Source organism: Shinella curvata, from assembly GCF_022899935.1.
GTDB lineage: Bacteria > Pseudomonadota > Alphaproteobacteria > Rhizobiales > Rhizobiaceae > Shinella > Shinella curvata.
In genome coordinates this window covers 132,855-147,598 of record NZ_JALJCJ010000002.1, presented here as the reverse complement: position 1 = coordinate 147,598, position 14,744 = coordinate 132,855, and the positions used below count along the sequence as shown (strand labels likewise).

Genomic DNA, 14,744 nt, shown 5'->3' with positions numbered 1-14,744 from the left:
ATGCAAAAGGCCGGCGTCATCGCCGGCCTTTCCGTTTCACGCCGCAAACGTCTTCCAGCGGGTCGGCCGGAAGCGGAGCGTCGTACCGGTCGCGGCCTGCGCGTCGAGCGGCACCTCGATTTCCACATGATGCGGCTCACCGGGCTTTCCGACGTCGATATCGGCTATGCGGGTTCCTGCGAGGCGACGGGAGGTCGAGACACGGCCCTCCAGCGCAGGCGCTGCCGGGTCGGAGACGAGCACCACATCCTGTGGGCGGAAGAACAGCGTGCCGTTGCCGGACGTGATGTCGCCGTTGCGCGGGGCAATCCCGATCGCCTCGTTCTCGAAATACACCCCGTTGTCGGCGATGGTGACCGGCAGGCTGGCGCTGTCGCCGATGAAGGAGAAGACGAAGGGCGAGTTTGGCCTATCATAGACATCGTCGGACGAGCCGACCTGCTCGATAGCGCCCTGGCTCATGACGACCACGCGATCGGCGAGCTCCAGCGCTTCTTCCTGGTCATGCGTGACGAAAACCGTCGTGTGGCCCGTGCGATCATGGAACTCGCGCAGCCAGCGACGCAGCTCCTTGCGCACCTTGGCATCGAGCGCCCCGAAGGGTTCATCGAGCAGTAGGACCTTCGGTTCGATCGCCATGGCGCGGGCGAGCGCCACGCGCTGGCGCTGGCCGCCGGAGAGCTGGTTGGGATAGCGCTTTTCGAGACCTGAGAGTTGGACCATCTCCAGAAGTTCGCCGACGCGGCGCTGGATTTCGGCCTTCGGCGGACGCTCGCCGCGCGGGCGCACCGTCAGGCCGAAGGCGATGTTGTCGGCGACGGTCATGTGGCGGAAGAGCGCGTAATGCTGGAAGACGAAGCCGACATGACGCTCCTGCACCGTGCGGTGCGAGGCGTCCTCCGCACCGAAGTAGATTTTGCCCAGCGTCGGCGTCTCCAGGCCGGCGATGAGGCGCAGCAACGTCGTCTTGCCGGATCCCGAGGGGCCGAGAAGCGCGATCAGCTCGCCCGAGCGGATATCGAGCGACACGTCGTTCAAGGCCGGGTATCGATCGAATTCCTTGCGGATGTTTTTTACACTGACGTCCATACGGGCGTGCCTTTCAATGCTTGCGACCGGCCGCGATTTCCGCGCCGTAGTGAAGTTCCAGGGCCGTCTTGACGACGAGCGTGACGAGCGCGAGCGCCGCGAGCAAGGACGCAACCGCGAAGGCGGCGACGAAATTGTACTCGTTGTAGAGGATCTCGACATGCAGCGGCATCGTGTTGGTGAGGCCGCGGATATGGCCCGAGACCACCGAGACAGCGCCGAACTCGCCCATGGCGCGCGCATTGCAGAGCAGCACGCCGTAGAGCAGGCCCCATTTGATGTTGGGCAGCGTCACGTACCAGAAGGTCTGCCAGCCGCTCGCGCCGAGCGACAATGCGGCCTCCTCGTCACCCGTGCCCTGCTCCTGCATCAGCGGGATCAGTTCGCGCGCGACGAAGGGGAAGGTCACGAAGACCGTGGCAAGCACAATGCCCGGCACGGCGAAGAGGATCTCGATGCCATGGCTTTTCAGCCAGGGGCCGAGCACGCTGCCCGCACCGAAGAGCAGCACGTAGACCAGGCCGGAGATGACCGGCGAGACCGAGAACGGCAGATCGATCAATGTGGTCAGGAACGCCTTGCCCTTGAACTCGAACTTGGCGATGGCCCAGGCCGCCGCCACGCCGAAGACGAGGTTGAGCGGCACCGCGATGACCGCCACCAGCAATGTCAGCCGGATGGCGGCAAGCGTATCGGGATCGCCGAGCGAGGCGAAGAATTCACCCGGCCCCTTGCGGAAGGCCTCGATGAAGACGGCGACCAGCGGCAGGATGAGGAAGAGCGCCAGGAACAGGAAAGCGGCCGCCATCAGCGCGTAACGCGCCAGCGGGGCCTCCGTCGTCGGCGAACGCAGGGTCTTACGCGCCATGTCCGTACCTCCTGCGGTTCCACGTCTGGATGAGGTTGATCACCAAGAGCATGGCGAAGGACAGACACAGCATGATCGTGGCGATGGCCGTCGCTGCACCGTAGTTGAACTCCTCGAGCCGGATGACGATGAGGAGTGGCGCGATTTCGGAGACATAGGGAATGTTGCCGGCAATGAAGATGACCGAGCCGTATTCGCCGACACCGCGGGCGAAGGCCAGCGCAAAGCCGGTGAGGATGGCGGGCGCCAGCCCCGGCAGCAGCACGCGGCGGATGGTCTGGAACCGGTTGGCGCCAAGCGTCGCTGCCGCCTCCTCCACTTCGCGGTCGATCTCCTCCATGATCGGCTGTACCGTGCGCACCACGAAGGGCAGGCCGATGAAGACGAGCGCGATGACGATGCCGGTCGGGTTGAAGGCCGCCTTGATGCCGACGAGGTTCAGCAGCTGGCCGACCCAGCCGTTCGGCGCATAGAGGGCGGCGAGCGCGATGCCGGCGACGGCCGTCGGCAGCGCGAAGGGAAGGTCGACGATCGCATCGACGATGCGGCGGCCGGGAAACTCGTAGCGCACGATGACCCAGGCGACGAGCACGCCGAAGACGACGTTGATCAGCGCGGCGACGAAGGCCGTGCCGAAGGACACTTCGAGCGCCTTGATGGTGCGCTCGTCGGAAAGGATGGCGAGGAACTCCTCACCCGAAAGCGAGGCGGAGCGCCAGACGAGGCCGGCGAGCGGGATCAGGATGATGAGGGTCAGGTAAGCGAGCGAAAAGCCGAGCGTCAATCCGAAACCCGGAATGACACTCGGCTGTCTCAGTCGCCACCGCCCGGAGGCAGCAGCAGATGTCGTCAAAGGCTCAGTTCCCCGGCTTGTAGATCTGGTCGAAGACGCCGCCGTCACCGAAATGCTCGGGCTGTGCCTTCACCCAGCCGCCGAAGATCGGGTCGTCGATCGTGACCAGCTTAATGTCCGGGAGCTGTTGCAGCAACTCGGGCTTTACCACTTCCCGTTTCGACGGACGGTAGAAGTGCTTGGCCGCGATGTTCTGGCCTTCCTCGGAATAGAGGTAGTTCAGGTAGGCTTCCGCCTGCTTGCGGGTGCCCTTGGCGTCGACATTGCCATCGACAACGGCGACCGGCGGCTCGGCGAGGATCGAGATCGGCGGAGCGACGATATCGAAGGAGTCGGCACCGAATTCAGCACCGGCGAGATAGGCTTCGTTTTCCCAGGCGAGCAGAACGTCGCCGATCTGGCGCTGGGCAAAGGTGGTCAGCGAACCGCGGGCACCCGTGTCGAGAACCGGCGCGCGCTTGTAGAGTTCGGCGATGTAAGCCTTGATCTTGTCCTGGTCGCCGCCGAATTCCTGGTTTGCCCAGGCCCAGGCCGCGAGATAGTTCCAGCGGGCGCCGCCGGAGGTCTTCGGGTTCGGGGTAACGATCTGCACGTCGCCCTTCACCAGGTCGCCCCAGTTCTGGATGCCCTTCGGATTGCCCTTGCGCACCAGGAAGACGATGGTCGAGGTGTAGGGTGCCGAATTGTTGGGAAGGCGCGTGCGCCAGTCCTTGTTGATCTTGCCGGTCTTGTCGACGATGGCGTTGATGTCGCTTTCCAGAGCGAGCGTCACGACGTCGGCTTCGAGCCCGTCGATAACAGCGCGGGCCTGCTTGCCCGAACCGCCGTGCGACTGCTGGACGGTGACGTCCTCGCCGGTCTCGGCCTTCCAATGCTTGGCGAAGGCCTCGTTGTAGTCCTTGTAGAGCTCACGCGTCGGATCGTAGGAGACGTTGAGCAGCGTCGTCTCCGCCAGCGTTGCCGTTGCACTGCCGAACGCAAGTCCGACACTCAGGAGCAGAGCCCCCACCCGTTTTACCAAAATCGACATCTCAACCTCCTGGATGCTTGTCCCGACCAAAACCCTATTGAATTAGTAGAGTTAGTCAACAATGCCCGGAAAGTTCGCAAAACCGGTTCCAAACAGACCGAAACGGCGCAATGGAAGACCTGCTTTCACCGTCAGGTCGCGCACGGTTCATCTCGCAAACGGCGGGCGACGCGCAAAATGCATCCGCCGAAAATGCCCGTTTTTGTCCGTCGCGCCAAACTTTTTTCAGCGCTCGGAGGTGCGGGCAAGACCATGCGGGGTGGCGGAGAGCACCGCGCGATAGGCCTGACGCACGGTTTCGGCGAAGGTAAAGGGTCCCGGCCGCAGGCTGGAGGCAATGGCGCCAACCACGGAAATCGCCGGTATCGACGCGCCATGATGGGCGAGATGACCACCGTCATCGATGCTCAGCGCCGCCGCATCGCAGGATAGCAAGCCGGCGAGCGCGCGGGCGGACGGTACCTCGCGGCAGTCGATGACGGTCTCATCGGCGGATTTCGGGGCACGTGGGGCGACGAAGCGGGTGCGGCCGGTCTCGATTTCGGCGGCGAGGCGGCGGTGGACGTCGGGCGCAAGGCGGATGGAGAAGTGGCGGTGCAGGCGCAGCAGATGGCGGCGGTAGCGGTTGCGCTCGACCTGGGGCAGATTGCGCCAGACGATGGCAAGACGGGCGGAAGCAGCATCGACCACGGCCTGCCATTGGCCGCCCTCACGCGCCTCCGCGCTTCTACATTCGCGCCGCACATAGCGGAACGCTTCCTGCAGCGAGCGGCTTGCCGGCGGTTCGCCGAAGGCGAGGCCAGGCTGCGGACGGGCATGCGGTTGCGGCAGGCGGCCGCTTGCGGCTGCGATATGGATGTCCCCCGCAAAACCGTCCGCCCGAAGGTGGAGCAGGATGGCGGCGAGACGCGGACCATTGCCTACAAGCGTCAGCGGCGGTGGGTTTTCGAGGCCGGACAGGTGCTCGGCAGCTCTGTGCGCCGCCTGCCACGAGGCGGCTTCGCGCTGCGCGGTGCCAAAGCCGGTGGCGACGAAGACATGATCGAAATCGGCGCACTCGCCGTCTCGGAAGATCAGTCGTGGCGTGGCGCCACCGGCATCGACATGGCGAACATGGCCACGGAAGGTGCGGATGCGCACATCCTTGCGCAGCGCCATCACCTCGCCGAAGCGGGCCATAACATAATCGCGAAACAGCGCGCGCGGCGCATGGAGGTCCTGCGGGCGGCACAGCGTGGCAACGGTGCCGCCGGCCAGCCAATTGGTCTTCAGCCACTCGGCGAAATCATCGGGACGCTCGGGCACGACCGAGAGGTCGCGTGCCGGCTCGGTCGTCGGCACAAGGCCCGCCGCGCCATTGCCGAAGGCGCCCGGCGCATCCTCGGCGTCAACGAGCCAGGCCTCGAAGGGCCGGTGCAGGCGCTTCATCAGCGCAATCGCCGTGGCGAGGCCGGACGGACCAGCCCCGATGATCGCGATCTTCAACGCCGGCACCCCCGCCGGCCACGACCCGTCTTCCCTTGCGCCTCTGTCGAAGAACATGTGCTGTCCCTTCCTTTCGCCGTGGAAGCCGAGCGGTATGATAGCGCAGTTTCGGATATTTTCTACATTTTTACTAGACTAATTGAACGTGCGATTCCCATGCCGACATCCGTCGCTGCGGCGGAGCCTCCTTTGGGATCGGCAAGCAGGTCGGAGAGCGTCGTCCCGTCAAGGATTTCATCGGAGGCGGCGGCGACCCGCGCAAAGACGCGCCGCACCGCGCAGAGCGTGCGGTCGCGGCAATCCTTGCAGGAGCGCTGCCCGCCGCCCGACAGGCAGCCGAGCGGCACGAACGGCCCCTCCATCAGCCGCAGCACGTCACCGAAGATAATCTCCTGAGGCTGCGCAGAAGGAGATAGCCGCCATGTTTTCCCCGCCGGCTTTCGACGAAACCGGCCCGTTTCAGCTCGAGCAGGATCTGCTCCAAGAACTTCTTCGGAATGGTTTCCCCTGCGGCGATGGCGGCGATGCGCATCGTCTCTCCCGGCGCGATCCGCGCCAGGGCAAGCAGCGCACGTAGGGCATATTTGGATTTTTGCGAGATCATGGCCGAAAACCAGTCCCGTGGTCGCAGCGCAATCTCATGCCGCAACTCCGGCGGCGATGCGGCTGGCAATGTCCCGTGCCTGCACGCGGATATCGGGAACGGCGGTGATCTCGAAATGCCGGCCGGCCGTGAGCGGGCCTAAGGCGAAGAGGCGACCTTCGGAGGCGGGCACCACGGAACCGTCATCGACTGCGATGCCGAAGCCAACCGGATCGGGCTCGACAATCCCCTGGGCGGCAAGGCTCGAAAGCAACGGCGAGGCCGCCACCGTACATCGCTCGAAACCGGTGCAGTTGATCACCAGGGCGACCGGCAAGGCCCTGCCCTGAACCGCGGCGACGACGACGCCTTCATCCCGCCGCAGGGCCTGCAGCCGGCCTCGATGCACGACGAGCCGGCCGGTCTTTCGGAGCGTGGCGATTTCCGCCGCGACATCGGGTGCCATGCGGTGGCGATGGACGTTCCAGAAGGGTGCGGCGTGACGCAGGAACCGGCGCTGCTGCTCGAGTGTCAAGCCCTTCCAGAGTTGCTGCGTGACGGGGCGAAGGCCATCCATCGCCGCGCGCCAGTCTGGCGTCGCCGCCGCTGCGGCGCGCAGGGTCGCGAGCATTTCACTGACTGCGCCGCGGCCCGGTTCGAGCACGGGCGGCAGCGGATCGGCACGACGGGCAAGATGGGCCTCCGGCAGCAGGCCGTGGCGGGAGACGGCGTGGACGGTGCCGCGAAAGCCGGTGCGCATCAGAAGCAGGCATTGGTCGACCATGGTGAGCCCGGCGCCGACGAAGAGCACGTCGCCATCCTCGGGCACGCGGTCCCGCCATTCCTCCGCCCACGGGTTCTGCACGAGGAACGGACGGGCAGCGTCGGCAATGGCCTCGTCCGGCAACGGCAGGCGGCCCGTGCCTGCCCCGGTGCACAGCGCGGAGATGCCTGCGGCAAGTTCGGAGCCGTCCGAAAGCTGGAAGAGCAGCCCGCCATCCGCCAACGCCTGCGCACGCAGCGCTTCGGCATCGACGAGACTCAGCGCGGCGCGATTCGCGGTGCGTTTCAGGGCGGCGTCGAGGCAGTCGCCGACATAGTCGCCATAGAGGCCGCGCGGCACGAAATCGTCCGCCGTTGCGGCATGGCCGTTTTCTCCAAGCCAACGCGTAAAATGCTCGGGCCGGTCGGCGAACAGGCTCATGCGGCCGGCGGGCACGTTGAGCCGATGGCAATCCGCCGTGGTTGCATAGGCTATGCCCCTGCCCTGCCTTTGCCTTGCCCCGACAAGGCTCACTCTTGCCGTCGGCGGTGCCAGCTCGACGAGATTGAGGGCGAGCGCCACGGCCGAAAAACCGGAACCGATCACCGCCACATCCGTGTCTTTGCGCATTCCATTTCCTCCCGGAGGATGACGCGGACAATCTAGCGACTAATATCTATAAAATCTATAGACTATTGTCCCAGCAGCTTGCGTACAGGAATGGCAAAGCCGCCCGCCCGGTTCCCGGGCCGACCGGGCCGAGCGAGCGGGTGGCTTGAACCGGGCGGGACGGGTGTTATTGTGTGCCGGCCTTGTGGGGTCAGGCAGGAGCACGCAATGAAACGGCGGGGTTTCCGTTTCGGCATTGCTTCGGCCACATTTGAAGGCCGATACCGCCAGCGCCGCACGGTGTCCTGTGTTCGCGGCTTTGTGCCCGACACCGAAGCGATCTATACAATGTCTATAGAATATGATCTTTTGCCCGACCTAGCCTGCGCACCCTGAAACCACCTTCCGCAAGGAGCTGACGCCATGGGTACGATTTCATCAGCGCTCGACCGGCCGGCCCGTACCGCCGCCGTCATCGGCACCGAAGACGAAGCGATGACCGTGGCCCGCACGCTCGCCGGCATCTTCGACCAGTCGGGTCCGGCCGCCGGCAGCACCGCCGAGGCCCGCCTCGATCTCTTGTCCCGCTCCGGCCTGTTCGGCATTTCCGTTCCGACCGAACATGGCGGCATCGATGTTTCCAACACGGTGCTCGTCGGCATCTGTGCCGAGGCGGCGGCGCATTCGGCCGCGCTCGGCGAAATACTCGCCGCACATTTCACCGCGCTAGAACATATCCGCAGCTTCGGAATGGAGGGGCAGCGCAACATGCTCTTTGCCGCCGCTCTCTCCGGCGCGCGGCTGGCCAGGGCCACGGGTCGGCGCAATGGCACGGAGCTGGACGCCCTGCCGCTCACCATCACCGGCCTCACGCACCGTCTGAACGGCGAAGCGCTCTCCACCGCCTGCACACGCCACGCCGACTGGATGCTGATTCCCGTGCGCGGTGACACCGGCAGGACGGTGGGGCTGCTGCTTCCCACGCGCATCGAGGGCCTGCGCTACGCTGCCAACAGCTGCGAGCCCGTGCCGGGCGGCACGCAACCCGCCGAACCGGTCCTGTTCAAGGATGTGCTGATCGAAGGCGACGTCCTGTTGCATGCGGCCGGCGATACGCCGCAGCCTCCCGTTCCCCAGGCACTCGATCTTCTGCTGGAGGCGAGCCGCCATCTCGGTGCCGGCCGCCGTGCGCTGCGGCAGGTTCTGGACGGGGCAACGGCGCCGCTAAAGATCGGCCTCCTGTCCGCACGCCTTGCCGCCGCGGAGGCCATGGCCGAGGAGGCCGGGCGCGCCATCGACGCCGCGCAGATCGGTCTGGCCGGACAGCACCGGACAAACGCCTTCCTGGCCGCAACGGCCGCGCTGGCGGTGGCGCAGGAGGCGACGAACACAATCAGGGAGACAGGACCGGCCGAGATGGACAGGGCACGACAGACATTGTCGCCCCCCTCACTGGCCGCCCTGGAGCAAAGCGGCCATCTGCTGATCGAGATGCACCGGCACACGCCGGAGACCGAAATCTGACGGCACTCTGGCCGGCGGCATGACGGGCGGTAAAACGGCTCAGCCGGCGCGCTTTTCCAGTTCTTCCTCGTCGATAATCGCGGAAGCGCCGGGAACGGCGACGAACTGTTCGAGCGTCATCGTATCGAGAATGGAGGCAATGGCGTCGCGCACATCGGTCATGGCGCGGCGGACCTGACAGGTCTCAGGATCGGCACAGTCCTCGCAAGCCTCGAAGGCCGTGCGGCTGGCGCAGCGGATGGGCGCGAGCGGACCATCAAGCACGCGGATGGCATGGCCGATGCGAATTTCGGATGCGGCATGCGACAGCGAATAGCCGCCGCCCGGCCCCTTCTTGGAGCGCAGCATGCCGGCATTGCGCAGTTCCAGGAGGATCGTGTCGAGAAACTTCTTCGGAATGTTGTTGCGAAGCGCGATCTCGCTGACGAAAGCTGTTTCACCGGGCGCAAGCCGCGCCAGATCGACCAGAGCCTTCAGTCCGTATTTTCCCTTTTTCGTCAGCATGTCCGCCTGCTTTCCATCCGCATGTCTTATTCGTCCGGATCACCCGGCGGCGCAAAGACGTCTGTCGCGCTCTCCGGATTGGTCCGTCGTCTTCGGGAAGATCGATCGGTTCACCCTTGACGGGTGATTCCGGCTCATTCTAGGCACCGAAGTGCGAAAAACATATAAAAACGGTATAATTTATTTGCGCATTGCGTCGCAAGAAGAACAGCCTGGCTTTTCGCGTTTTCATGCGGTTTTCCTGCAAGACGTGCCCTATCCGCATCATTTTCCGACGTCTTCGGCAGCAAGCCCCGCATTTTGCGCTTCTGCCACCCTCGGTAGGGTCGCACAGCCCATTCCACGACAACCGGCAATGAACGCAAAACCAATTGCCGCGCAGCCTCGAAATTGAGGTGAAAATTTCTCTACTAAATTTATCGATTATATAATCTCAAGTCACCGGCCCGCCAGAGACCTCGGGCAACGGCAACTTGAGGAGAGCTCCATGACCATTACCCGCAGAACCCTGCTGGCCGCCACCGCCGCGCTGACGCTGGCCGCATCCTTCGGCACGGCCTTCGCCGACGAGGTAACGCTCAACATCGGCTACCAGCCGATCGTCGAGCCCTCGCGCGTTCCCCAGGCCGATGGCACCTATGAGAAGGTGACCGGCGCCAAGATCAACTGGCAGAAATTCGACGGTGGCGCCGACGTGATCGCGGCCATCGCCTCCGGCTCGCTCGATATCGGCTATGTCGGCTCCTCACCGCTCACCGCCGCCGCCAGCCGCGAACTGCCGATCGAGACGATCTTCGTCGTCGGCCTGATCAGCGAGGCAGAAGCGCTCGCAGTGAAGGGTATCGAAAAGCCCGAAGACCTCGCCGGCAAGAAGATCGCGACGCCCTTCGTCTCGACCGCCCATTACAGCCTGCTGACAGCACTGAAGCACTGGAACGTCGATCCGAAGTCGGTCGAGATTCTCAACCTGCGCCCGCCGGAAATCGCGGCCGCCTGGGAGCGCGGTGACCTCGACGGCGCCTATGTCTGGGATCCGGTCCTGTCCGAGCTGAAGAAGAGCGGCAAGGTGCTGGCGACTTCGGCCGACGTCGCCGAGTGGGGTGGCCCGACCTTCGACGCCTGGATTGTCAGCAAGAAGTTTGCCGAAGAACATCCCGATGTCGTGACCGCCTTCGTCAAAGTGACGGGCGATGCGACGGCCGCCTACCGCGCCAATCCGGATGCCTGGAACGCCACCTCGCCGGAAGCGGAAAAGATCGCCCGCCTGACCGGCGCCAAGCAGGACGAGGTTCCGGCACTGCTCAAGGGCTATATCTTCCCGACGCTCGAAGAGCAGGCCGGCGAAGCGTTGCTCGGCGGCGGCACGGTGAAGGCGGTTTCCGATACTGCGGCCTTCCTGCTCGAACAGGGCAAGATCCCGGCCACCCTCCCCGACTACAAGCCCTACGTCTCCACCCGCTGGGTCACGGACGCAACCAAGCTCGCCTACTGAGCGGCGAATATCCTGCGGCGGAGGTGGCCCGGTCGCGCGCAAGCGCCGCCGGGCCATCGCCAATCCCAAGCAACCCTTCCGGAGGCCCCATGAGCATCCTGACCTTCCGCAACGTCTCGCTCACCTATCCGGCGCGGACCGGCAAGGGCGGCGCGGGCGAAAAGCGCGTCCTCGACGGCATCAACCTGCAGGTCGCCTCCGACGAACTGGTGGCGATCATCGGCCGCTCCGGCTCCGGCAAGACCAGCCTGCTGAATCTCGCCGCCGGCTTCCTGACGCCCACCGCGGGCACCATCACCGTCGACGGCACGCCCGTCACGGGACCGGGCGCAGACCGCGCCGTGGTCTTCCAGGACGATGCGCTCTATCCTTGGCTCGATGCGCGCGACAACATCGCCTTTCCGCTGAAGCTGAAGGGCGTGCCGCTTGCCGAACGCCGCGCGAAAGCAGAGGTGCTTCTGGCCCGCGTCGGACTTGCGGATGCCGGCGACCGGCACATCTGGGAGCTCTCCGGCGGCATGCGCCAGCGGGTCGGCATCGCACGGGCGCTGGCCGCCGAGCCGCGTTTCCTCTTGCTGGACGAACCGCTCGGCGCACTGGATGCGCTCACCCGCACGCGCATGCAGGATTTCCTGCTGCGTATCAAGGCCGAGAGCGGCGCGGGCGCCGTGCTCATCACCCACAGCATCGAGGAGGCGCTTTTGCTTGGCACGCGCGTCGTCGTGCTCTCACCCAATCCGGGCCGCCTGACGGCGGAGATCGAGGCCGGCTTCAATGCCGAGATCCTGAACGGCGCGTCGGTGGCCGACGTCAAGGCCTCGCCGATCTTCAAACGTATGCATGCCGGACTGACCGGCCTCATCCACGCCGGCGAAGAGGAGCTTGCCGCATGACGCTCTTGAGTGAACTCGATGCCCTCGCGGGCGAAACGAACGATACGGCGCCGGCCCGCGCCGCCCGCCCCCTTCCCATTGCCGTGATCTCCGCGCTCACCATCGGCGTCATCATCGGCCTCTGGGCGCTCGCCTCGGCCTATGCGCTGGTCTCACCGGTTTTCCTGCCCTCGCCGCGCCAGGTTGTGATCGCGCTCTACAATCTCGTCGTGAAGGGGTTTGTCGATGCGACGCTGGCCGAACATGTCGGCGCGAGCCTCTATCGCATCTTCGGGGCGCTGATCGCCTCCATACTCATCGGCATTCCCGCCGGCCTTGCTATCGGCACGAGCCGCGTCGGCCGCGGCATCCTCGATCCCATCGTCGAATTCCTGCGCCCGCTGCCGCCGCTCGCCTACCTGCCGCTTATCATCATCTGGGTCGGCATCGGCGAGGCCTCGAAGATCACGGTCATCGCGCTCTCCATGCTGCCCTCGATCATCCTGTCGACCTCGGCCGGCGTGCGCGCCGTCTCGAAGGATCACGTCAATGCCGCCCGCTCACTCGGCGCCAGCAAGGCGCAGGTGTTGCGGGAAGTGGTGCTGCCGAGTGCCGTCCCCTCCATCCTGACCGGTATCCGCATCGCGCTCGGCGCGGGCTGGACGACATTGGTGGCGGCGGAACTGGTGGCGGCGACCAGCGGCATCGGCTTCATGATCCAGTCTGCGGCGCAGTTCCTCGTCACCGACATCGTGATTGCCGGCATCATTGTCATCGCGCTGATCGCCATCGTGCTGGAATATGTCGCGCGCCTCATCGAGCGGCGTCTGGTGCCCTGGGCATCCCACCGCTAGGCGCAAATCAATCGACTGGCGCTCAATTGAGCGCCAGTCCCATGCCCGCAACGGCCGCCGTGAACAGGCGGCCGTCTCTGTTTGCGGCAAAGGGATCGCGCTCGCCGCGAAGCTTCAGAAGTTCGAGGAAATCGTAGCCCGCCGTCCAGCGACCGAAACCGCTGGCAATGTTGATATGACCGGCATTGCCGATATCGACGAGATCGCTGCCCCAGGCGCGCGCCGTGCGGCGCAGCTGGTCCGTGGGCATATAGGGGTCATCGAGACTGCCGACGACCAGCGAGGGGAACGGCAGGCGGCGGCGTGGCATGGCGCCGAACCGGATGATACAGGGGTGCAGCGTCTCGGTCGTGTCGAGATCGCAGGGCGCGACGAGCAGCGCGCCGCGAATGCGCGATGCCAACCGGCTTTCGGCGAAATGCGCCGCCAGCACGCAGCCGAGGCTATGGCCGACGAGAAAGAGATCACCCGTCGTCATGGCCACCTGCTGTTCCAGTTCGGAAAGCCAGGCCTGCCGGTCCGGGCAGGCCCAGTCGGACTGCTCGACGACCCGGCTGCCCGGATTGTCGCGCGCCCAATGCCGCTGCCAGTGCCCCTCCGGCGAACCGTTCAGACCGGGCAGGATCAGCGTATCGACGGGGATATCGATGGACGGCATGGCAGCATCCTTTCTTCGCAAACAGAACAGCCATGATGATGCGGGCAAACGGCCCGATTGATAAGAAAGCCGCTGCTATAGTCATCAAAAACCATAGAATTTCATTGCACAGGTAAGGGCCTGAAGAAAATACAGACGAGCAGCCTCGAAGAGGCTCACAAATATCTGGAATTATTTTCCTTTTCCCAATCTCTCTTCGCAAAAGGCGCGCTTGTTCCATACCGCTCCCCCCTGCGAAAGTGGCCCCTCTGCCGGCGCTTCGAGCCTGCGCAACGATCCTACCGAGGACATCCGCAATGAGCCTGCCGACACCCGATTTCGCCCGCAACATGACGCTGATCGGACATTCTGATATAGACGGGCGGGGCGATGGCTTGCAGTTGATGGTGCACCGGGGTTTTGCCTATGTCGCCCATCCCTGGTCGCAGGGTTTCTCGATCGTCGACGTGCGCGATCCGAAGCGGCCAGGCGCCGTCACCTATGTACCGGCGCCGCCGAACACCTGGAACATCCATCTCCAGACCCATGACGACCTGCTGCTCGTCATCAACGCGCTCGACCTCTTCGCCGATGTCGAGACCTTCACGGACGAGAAGGCCTATTACACACAATCGGTCGGTGAGACGGTCTCGCGCGCCAAGCGGTCGCGCGCCTGGACGACGGGCATGACGGTCTATGACATTTCGGCACCCGACCGTCCGCGAAAAATCAGCCAGCTCGATGTGGATGGCGTCGGCTTTCACCGGCTCTGGTATGTCGGCGGGCGCTACGCCTATGCCTCGGCGCTCCTCGACGGTTTCACCGACTATATCTTCGTGACGATCGACATGGCCGATCCGATGAAGCCGCAGCTCGTCGGCCGCTGGTGGCTGCCGGGCATGAACACGGCGGCAGGCGAGGTTTCGCTTGCCCCGGAGGGCCGGCGCCATGCGCTGCACCACGCGCTGGTGCACGGCGACACCGCCTATGCCTGCTGGCGCGACGGCGGGCTGACGTTGCTCGATATCCGGGATCACGCCGCGCCGAAACTCATCAAACACCACAACTGGTGCCCGCCCTATGGCGGCGGCACGCATTCGCCGCTGCCGCTGGTGGAGCGCGGTTTGCTGATCGTCGCCGACGAGGCGGTGGCGGACCATGAAGAAGACGGCCGCAAACACACCTGGGTCTTCGATATCCGCGAACCGTCGAACCCGATCAGCATTGCGACCTTCCCGATCCCCGACGAGATCGACTATGCGAAGAAAGGCGGCCATTTCGGGCCGCATAACCTGCATGAGAACCGGCCGGGATCCTTCGTCTCGGATACGCTGATCTTCGCCACCTGGCAGAATGCCGGCATCCGCGCCTTCGATATTTCGGATCCCTACCGGCCGGTCGAGACCGGCGCGCTGGTGCCGGCCTCGCCGAGGACGATGACTGACCGGCGGCCCGGCCGGCCGCAGGTCATCCAGTCGGCCGATGTCTTCGTCGATGCGCGCGGCCTGATCTATGCGACCGACTACAATGCCGGCCTGGAGATCATCGAATACGGCGGCTGATCAAGCCGCCGTATCTTCA

13 protein-coding genes and 1 pseudogene are annotated in these 14,744 nt (G+C 64.9%); 5 read left to right on the top strand and 9 right to left on the bottom strand.

What is annotated here, in order from left to right:
- Positions 1-36 precede the first annotated feature (36 nt).
- The 7 genes and pseudogenes from MUU55_RS06670 to MUU55_RS06640 form a co-directional block, all read right to left on the bottom strand.
- Positions 37-1,089: a sulfate/molybdate ABC transporter ATP-binding protein gene (locus MUU55_RS06670; protein ID WP_244760009.1), complete on the bottom strand. Its 1,053-nt coding sequence runs from the start codon at positions 1,087-1,089 to the stop codon at positions 37-39.
- 13 nt (positions 1,090-1,102) lie between these two features.
- Entirely contained in the window at positions 1,103-1,957 is an 855-nt protein-coding gene (gene cysW / locus MUU55_RS06665; protein WP_244760008.1) for a sulfate ABC transporter permease subunit CysW, read from the bottom strand.
- Entirely contained in the window at positions 1,947-2,810 is an 864-nt protein-coding gene (gene cysT / locus MUU55_RS06660; protein WP_244760007.1) for a sulfate ABC transporter permease subunit CysT, read from the bottom strand. The genes cysW and cysT overlap by 11 nt, the downstream gene beginning before the upstream one ends.
- Positions 2,811-2,814: 4 nt before the next feature.
- Positions 2,815-3,840, bottom strand: coding sequence for a sulfate ABC transporter substrate-binding protein (locus MUU55_RS06655; RefSeq protein ID WP_244760006.1), 1,026 nt, complete (start codon positions 3,838-3,840; stop codon positions 2,815-2,817).
- 225 nt (positions 3,841-4,065) lie between these two features.
- On the bottom strand, positions 4,066-5,382 hold the full coding sequence (locus MUU55_RS06650; RefSeq protein ID WP_244760005.1) for an FAD/NAD(P)-binding protein: 1,317 nt from the start codon (positions 5,380-5,382) through the stop codon (positions 4,066-4,068).
- Between the two features lie 62 nt (positions 5,383-5,444).
- Positions 5,445-5,929 (bottom strand): annotated as a pseudogene (locus tag MUU55_RS06645) (RrF2 family transcriptional regulator).
- Between the two features lie 34 nt (positions 5,930-5,963).
- Positions 5,964-7,301, bottom strand: a complete 1,338-nt coding sequence (locus tag MUU55_RS06640) for an FAD/NAD(P)-binding protein (protein WP_244760004.1) — start codon at positions 7,299-7,301, stop codon at positions 5,964-5,966.
- Between the two features lie 402 nt (positions 7,302-7,703).
- Here MUU55_RS06640 and MUU55_RS06635 point away from each other — a divergent pair, with 402 nt between their 5' ends.
- Entirely contained in the window at positions 7,704-8,804 is a 1,101-nt protein-coding gene (locus MUU55_RS06635; protein ID WP_244760003.1) for an acyl-CoA dehydrogenase family protein, read from the top strand.
- A gap of 39 nt (positions 8,805-8,843) precedes the next feature.
- Here MUU55_RS06635 and MUU55_RS06630 read toward each other — a convergent pair whose 3' ends face one another.
- Positions 8,844-9,308: an RrF2 family transcriptional regulator gene (locus tag MUU55_RS06630; RefSeq protein ID WP_244760002.1), complete on the bottom strand. Its 465-nt coding sequence runs from the start codon at positions 9,306-9,308 to the stop codon at positions 8,844-8,846.
- 487 nt (positions 9,309-9,795) lie between these two features.
- Here MUU55_RS06630 and tauA point away from each other — a divergent pair, with 487 nt between their 5' ends.
- From tauA to MUU55_RS06615, 3 genes are all read left to right on the top strand, one after another.
- Entirely contained in the window at positions 9,796-10,800 is a 1,005-nt protein-coding gene (tauA, locus tag MUU55_RS06625; protein WP_244760001.1) for a taurine ABC transporter substrate-binding protein, read from the top strand.
- Positions 10,801-10,889: 89 nt separating this feature from the next.
- Entirely contained in the window at positions 10,890-11,693 is an 804-nt protein-coding gene (locus MUU55_RS06620) for a taurine ABC transporter ATP-binding protein (protein ID WP_244760000.1), read from the top strand.
- Positions 11,690-12,526 (top strand): ABC transporter permease subunit, encoded by an 837-nt coding sequence (locus MUU55_RS06615; RefSeq protein ID WP_244759999.1) that lies wholly within the window; start codon positions 11,690-11,692, stop codon positions 12,524-12,526. The genes MUU55_RS06620 and MUU55_RS06615 overlap by 4 nt, the downstream gene beginning before the upstream one ends.
- A 22-nt stretch (positions 12,527-12,548) precedes the next feature.
- Here MUU55_RS06615 and MUU55_RS06610 read toward each other — a convergent pair whose 3' ends face one another.
- Positions 12,549-13,184, bottom strand: coding sequence for an RBBP9/YdeN family alpha/beta hydrolase (locus MUU55_RS06610; RefSeq protein ID WP_244759998.1), 636 nt, complete (start codon positions 13,182-13,184; stop codon positions 12,549-12,551).
- A 296-nt stretch (positions 13,185-13,480) separates the two neighbouring features.
- Here MUU55_RS06610 and MUU55_RS06605 point away from each other — a divergent pair, with 296 nt between their 5' ends.
- The gene (locus MUU55_RS06605) at positions 13,481-14,725 is read left to right on the top strand and encodes an LVIVD repeat-containing protein (RefSeq protein ID WP_244759997.1); all 1,245 of its coding nucleotides are present in this window, start codon (positions 13,481-13,483) and stop codon (positions 14,723-14,725) included.
- The last annotated feature ends 19 nt before the right edge of the window (positions 14,726-14,744 follow it).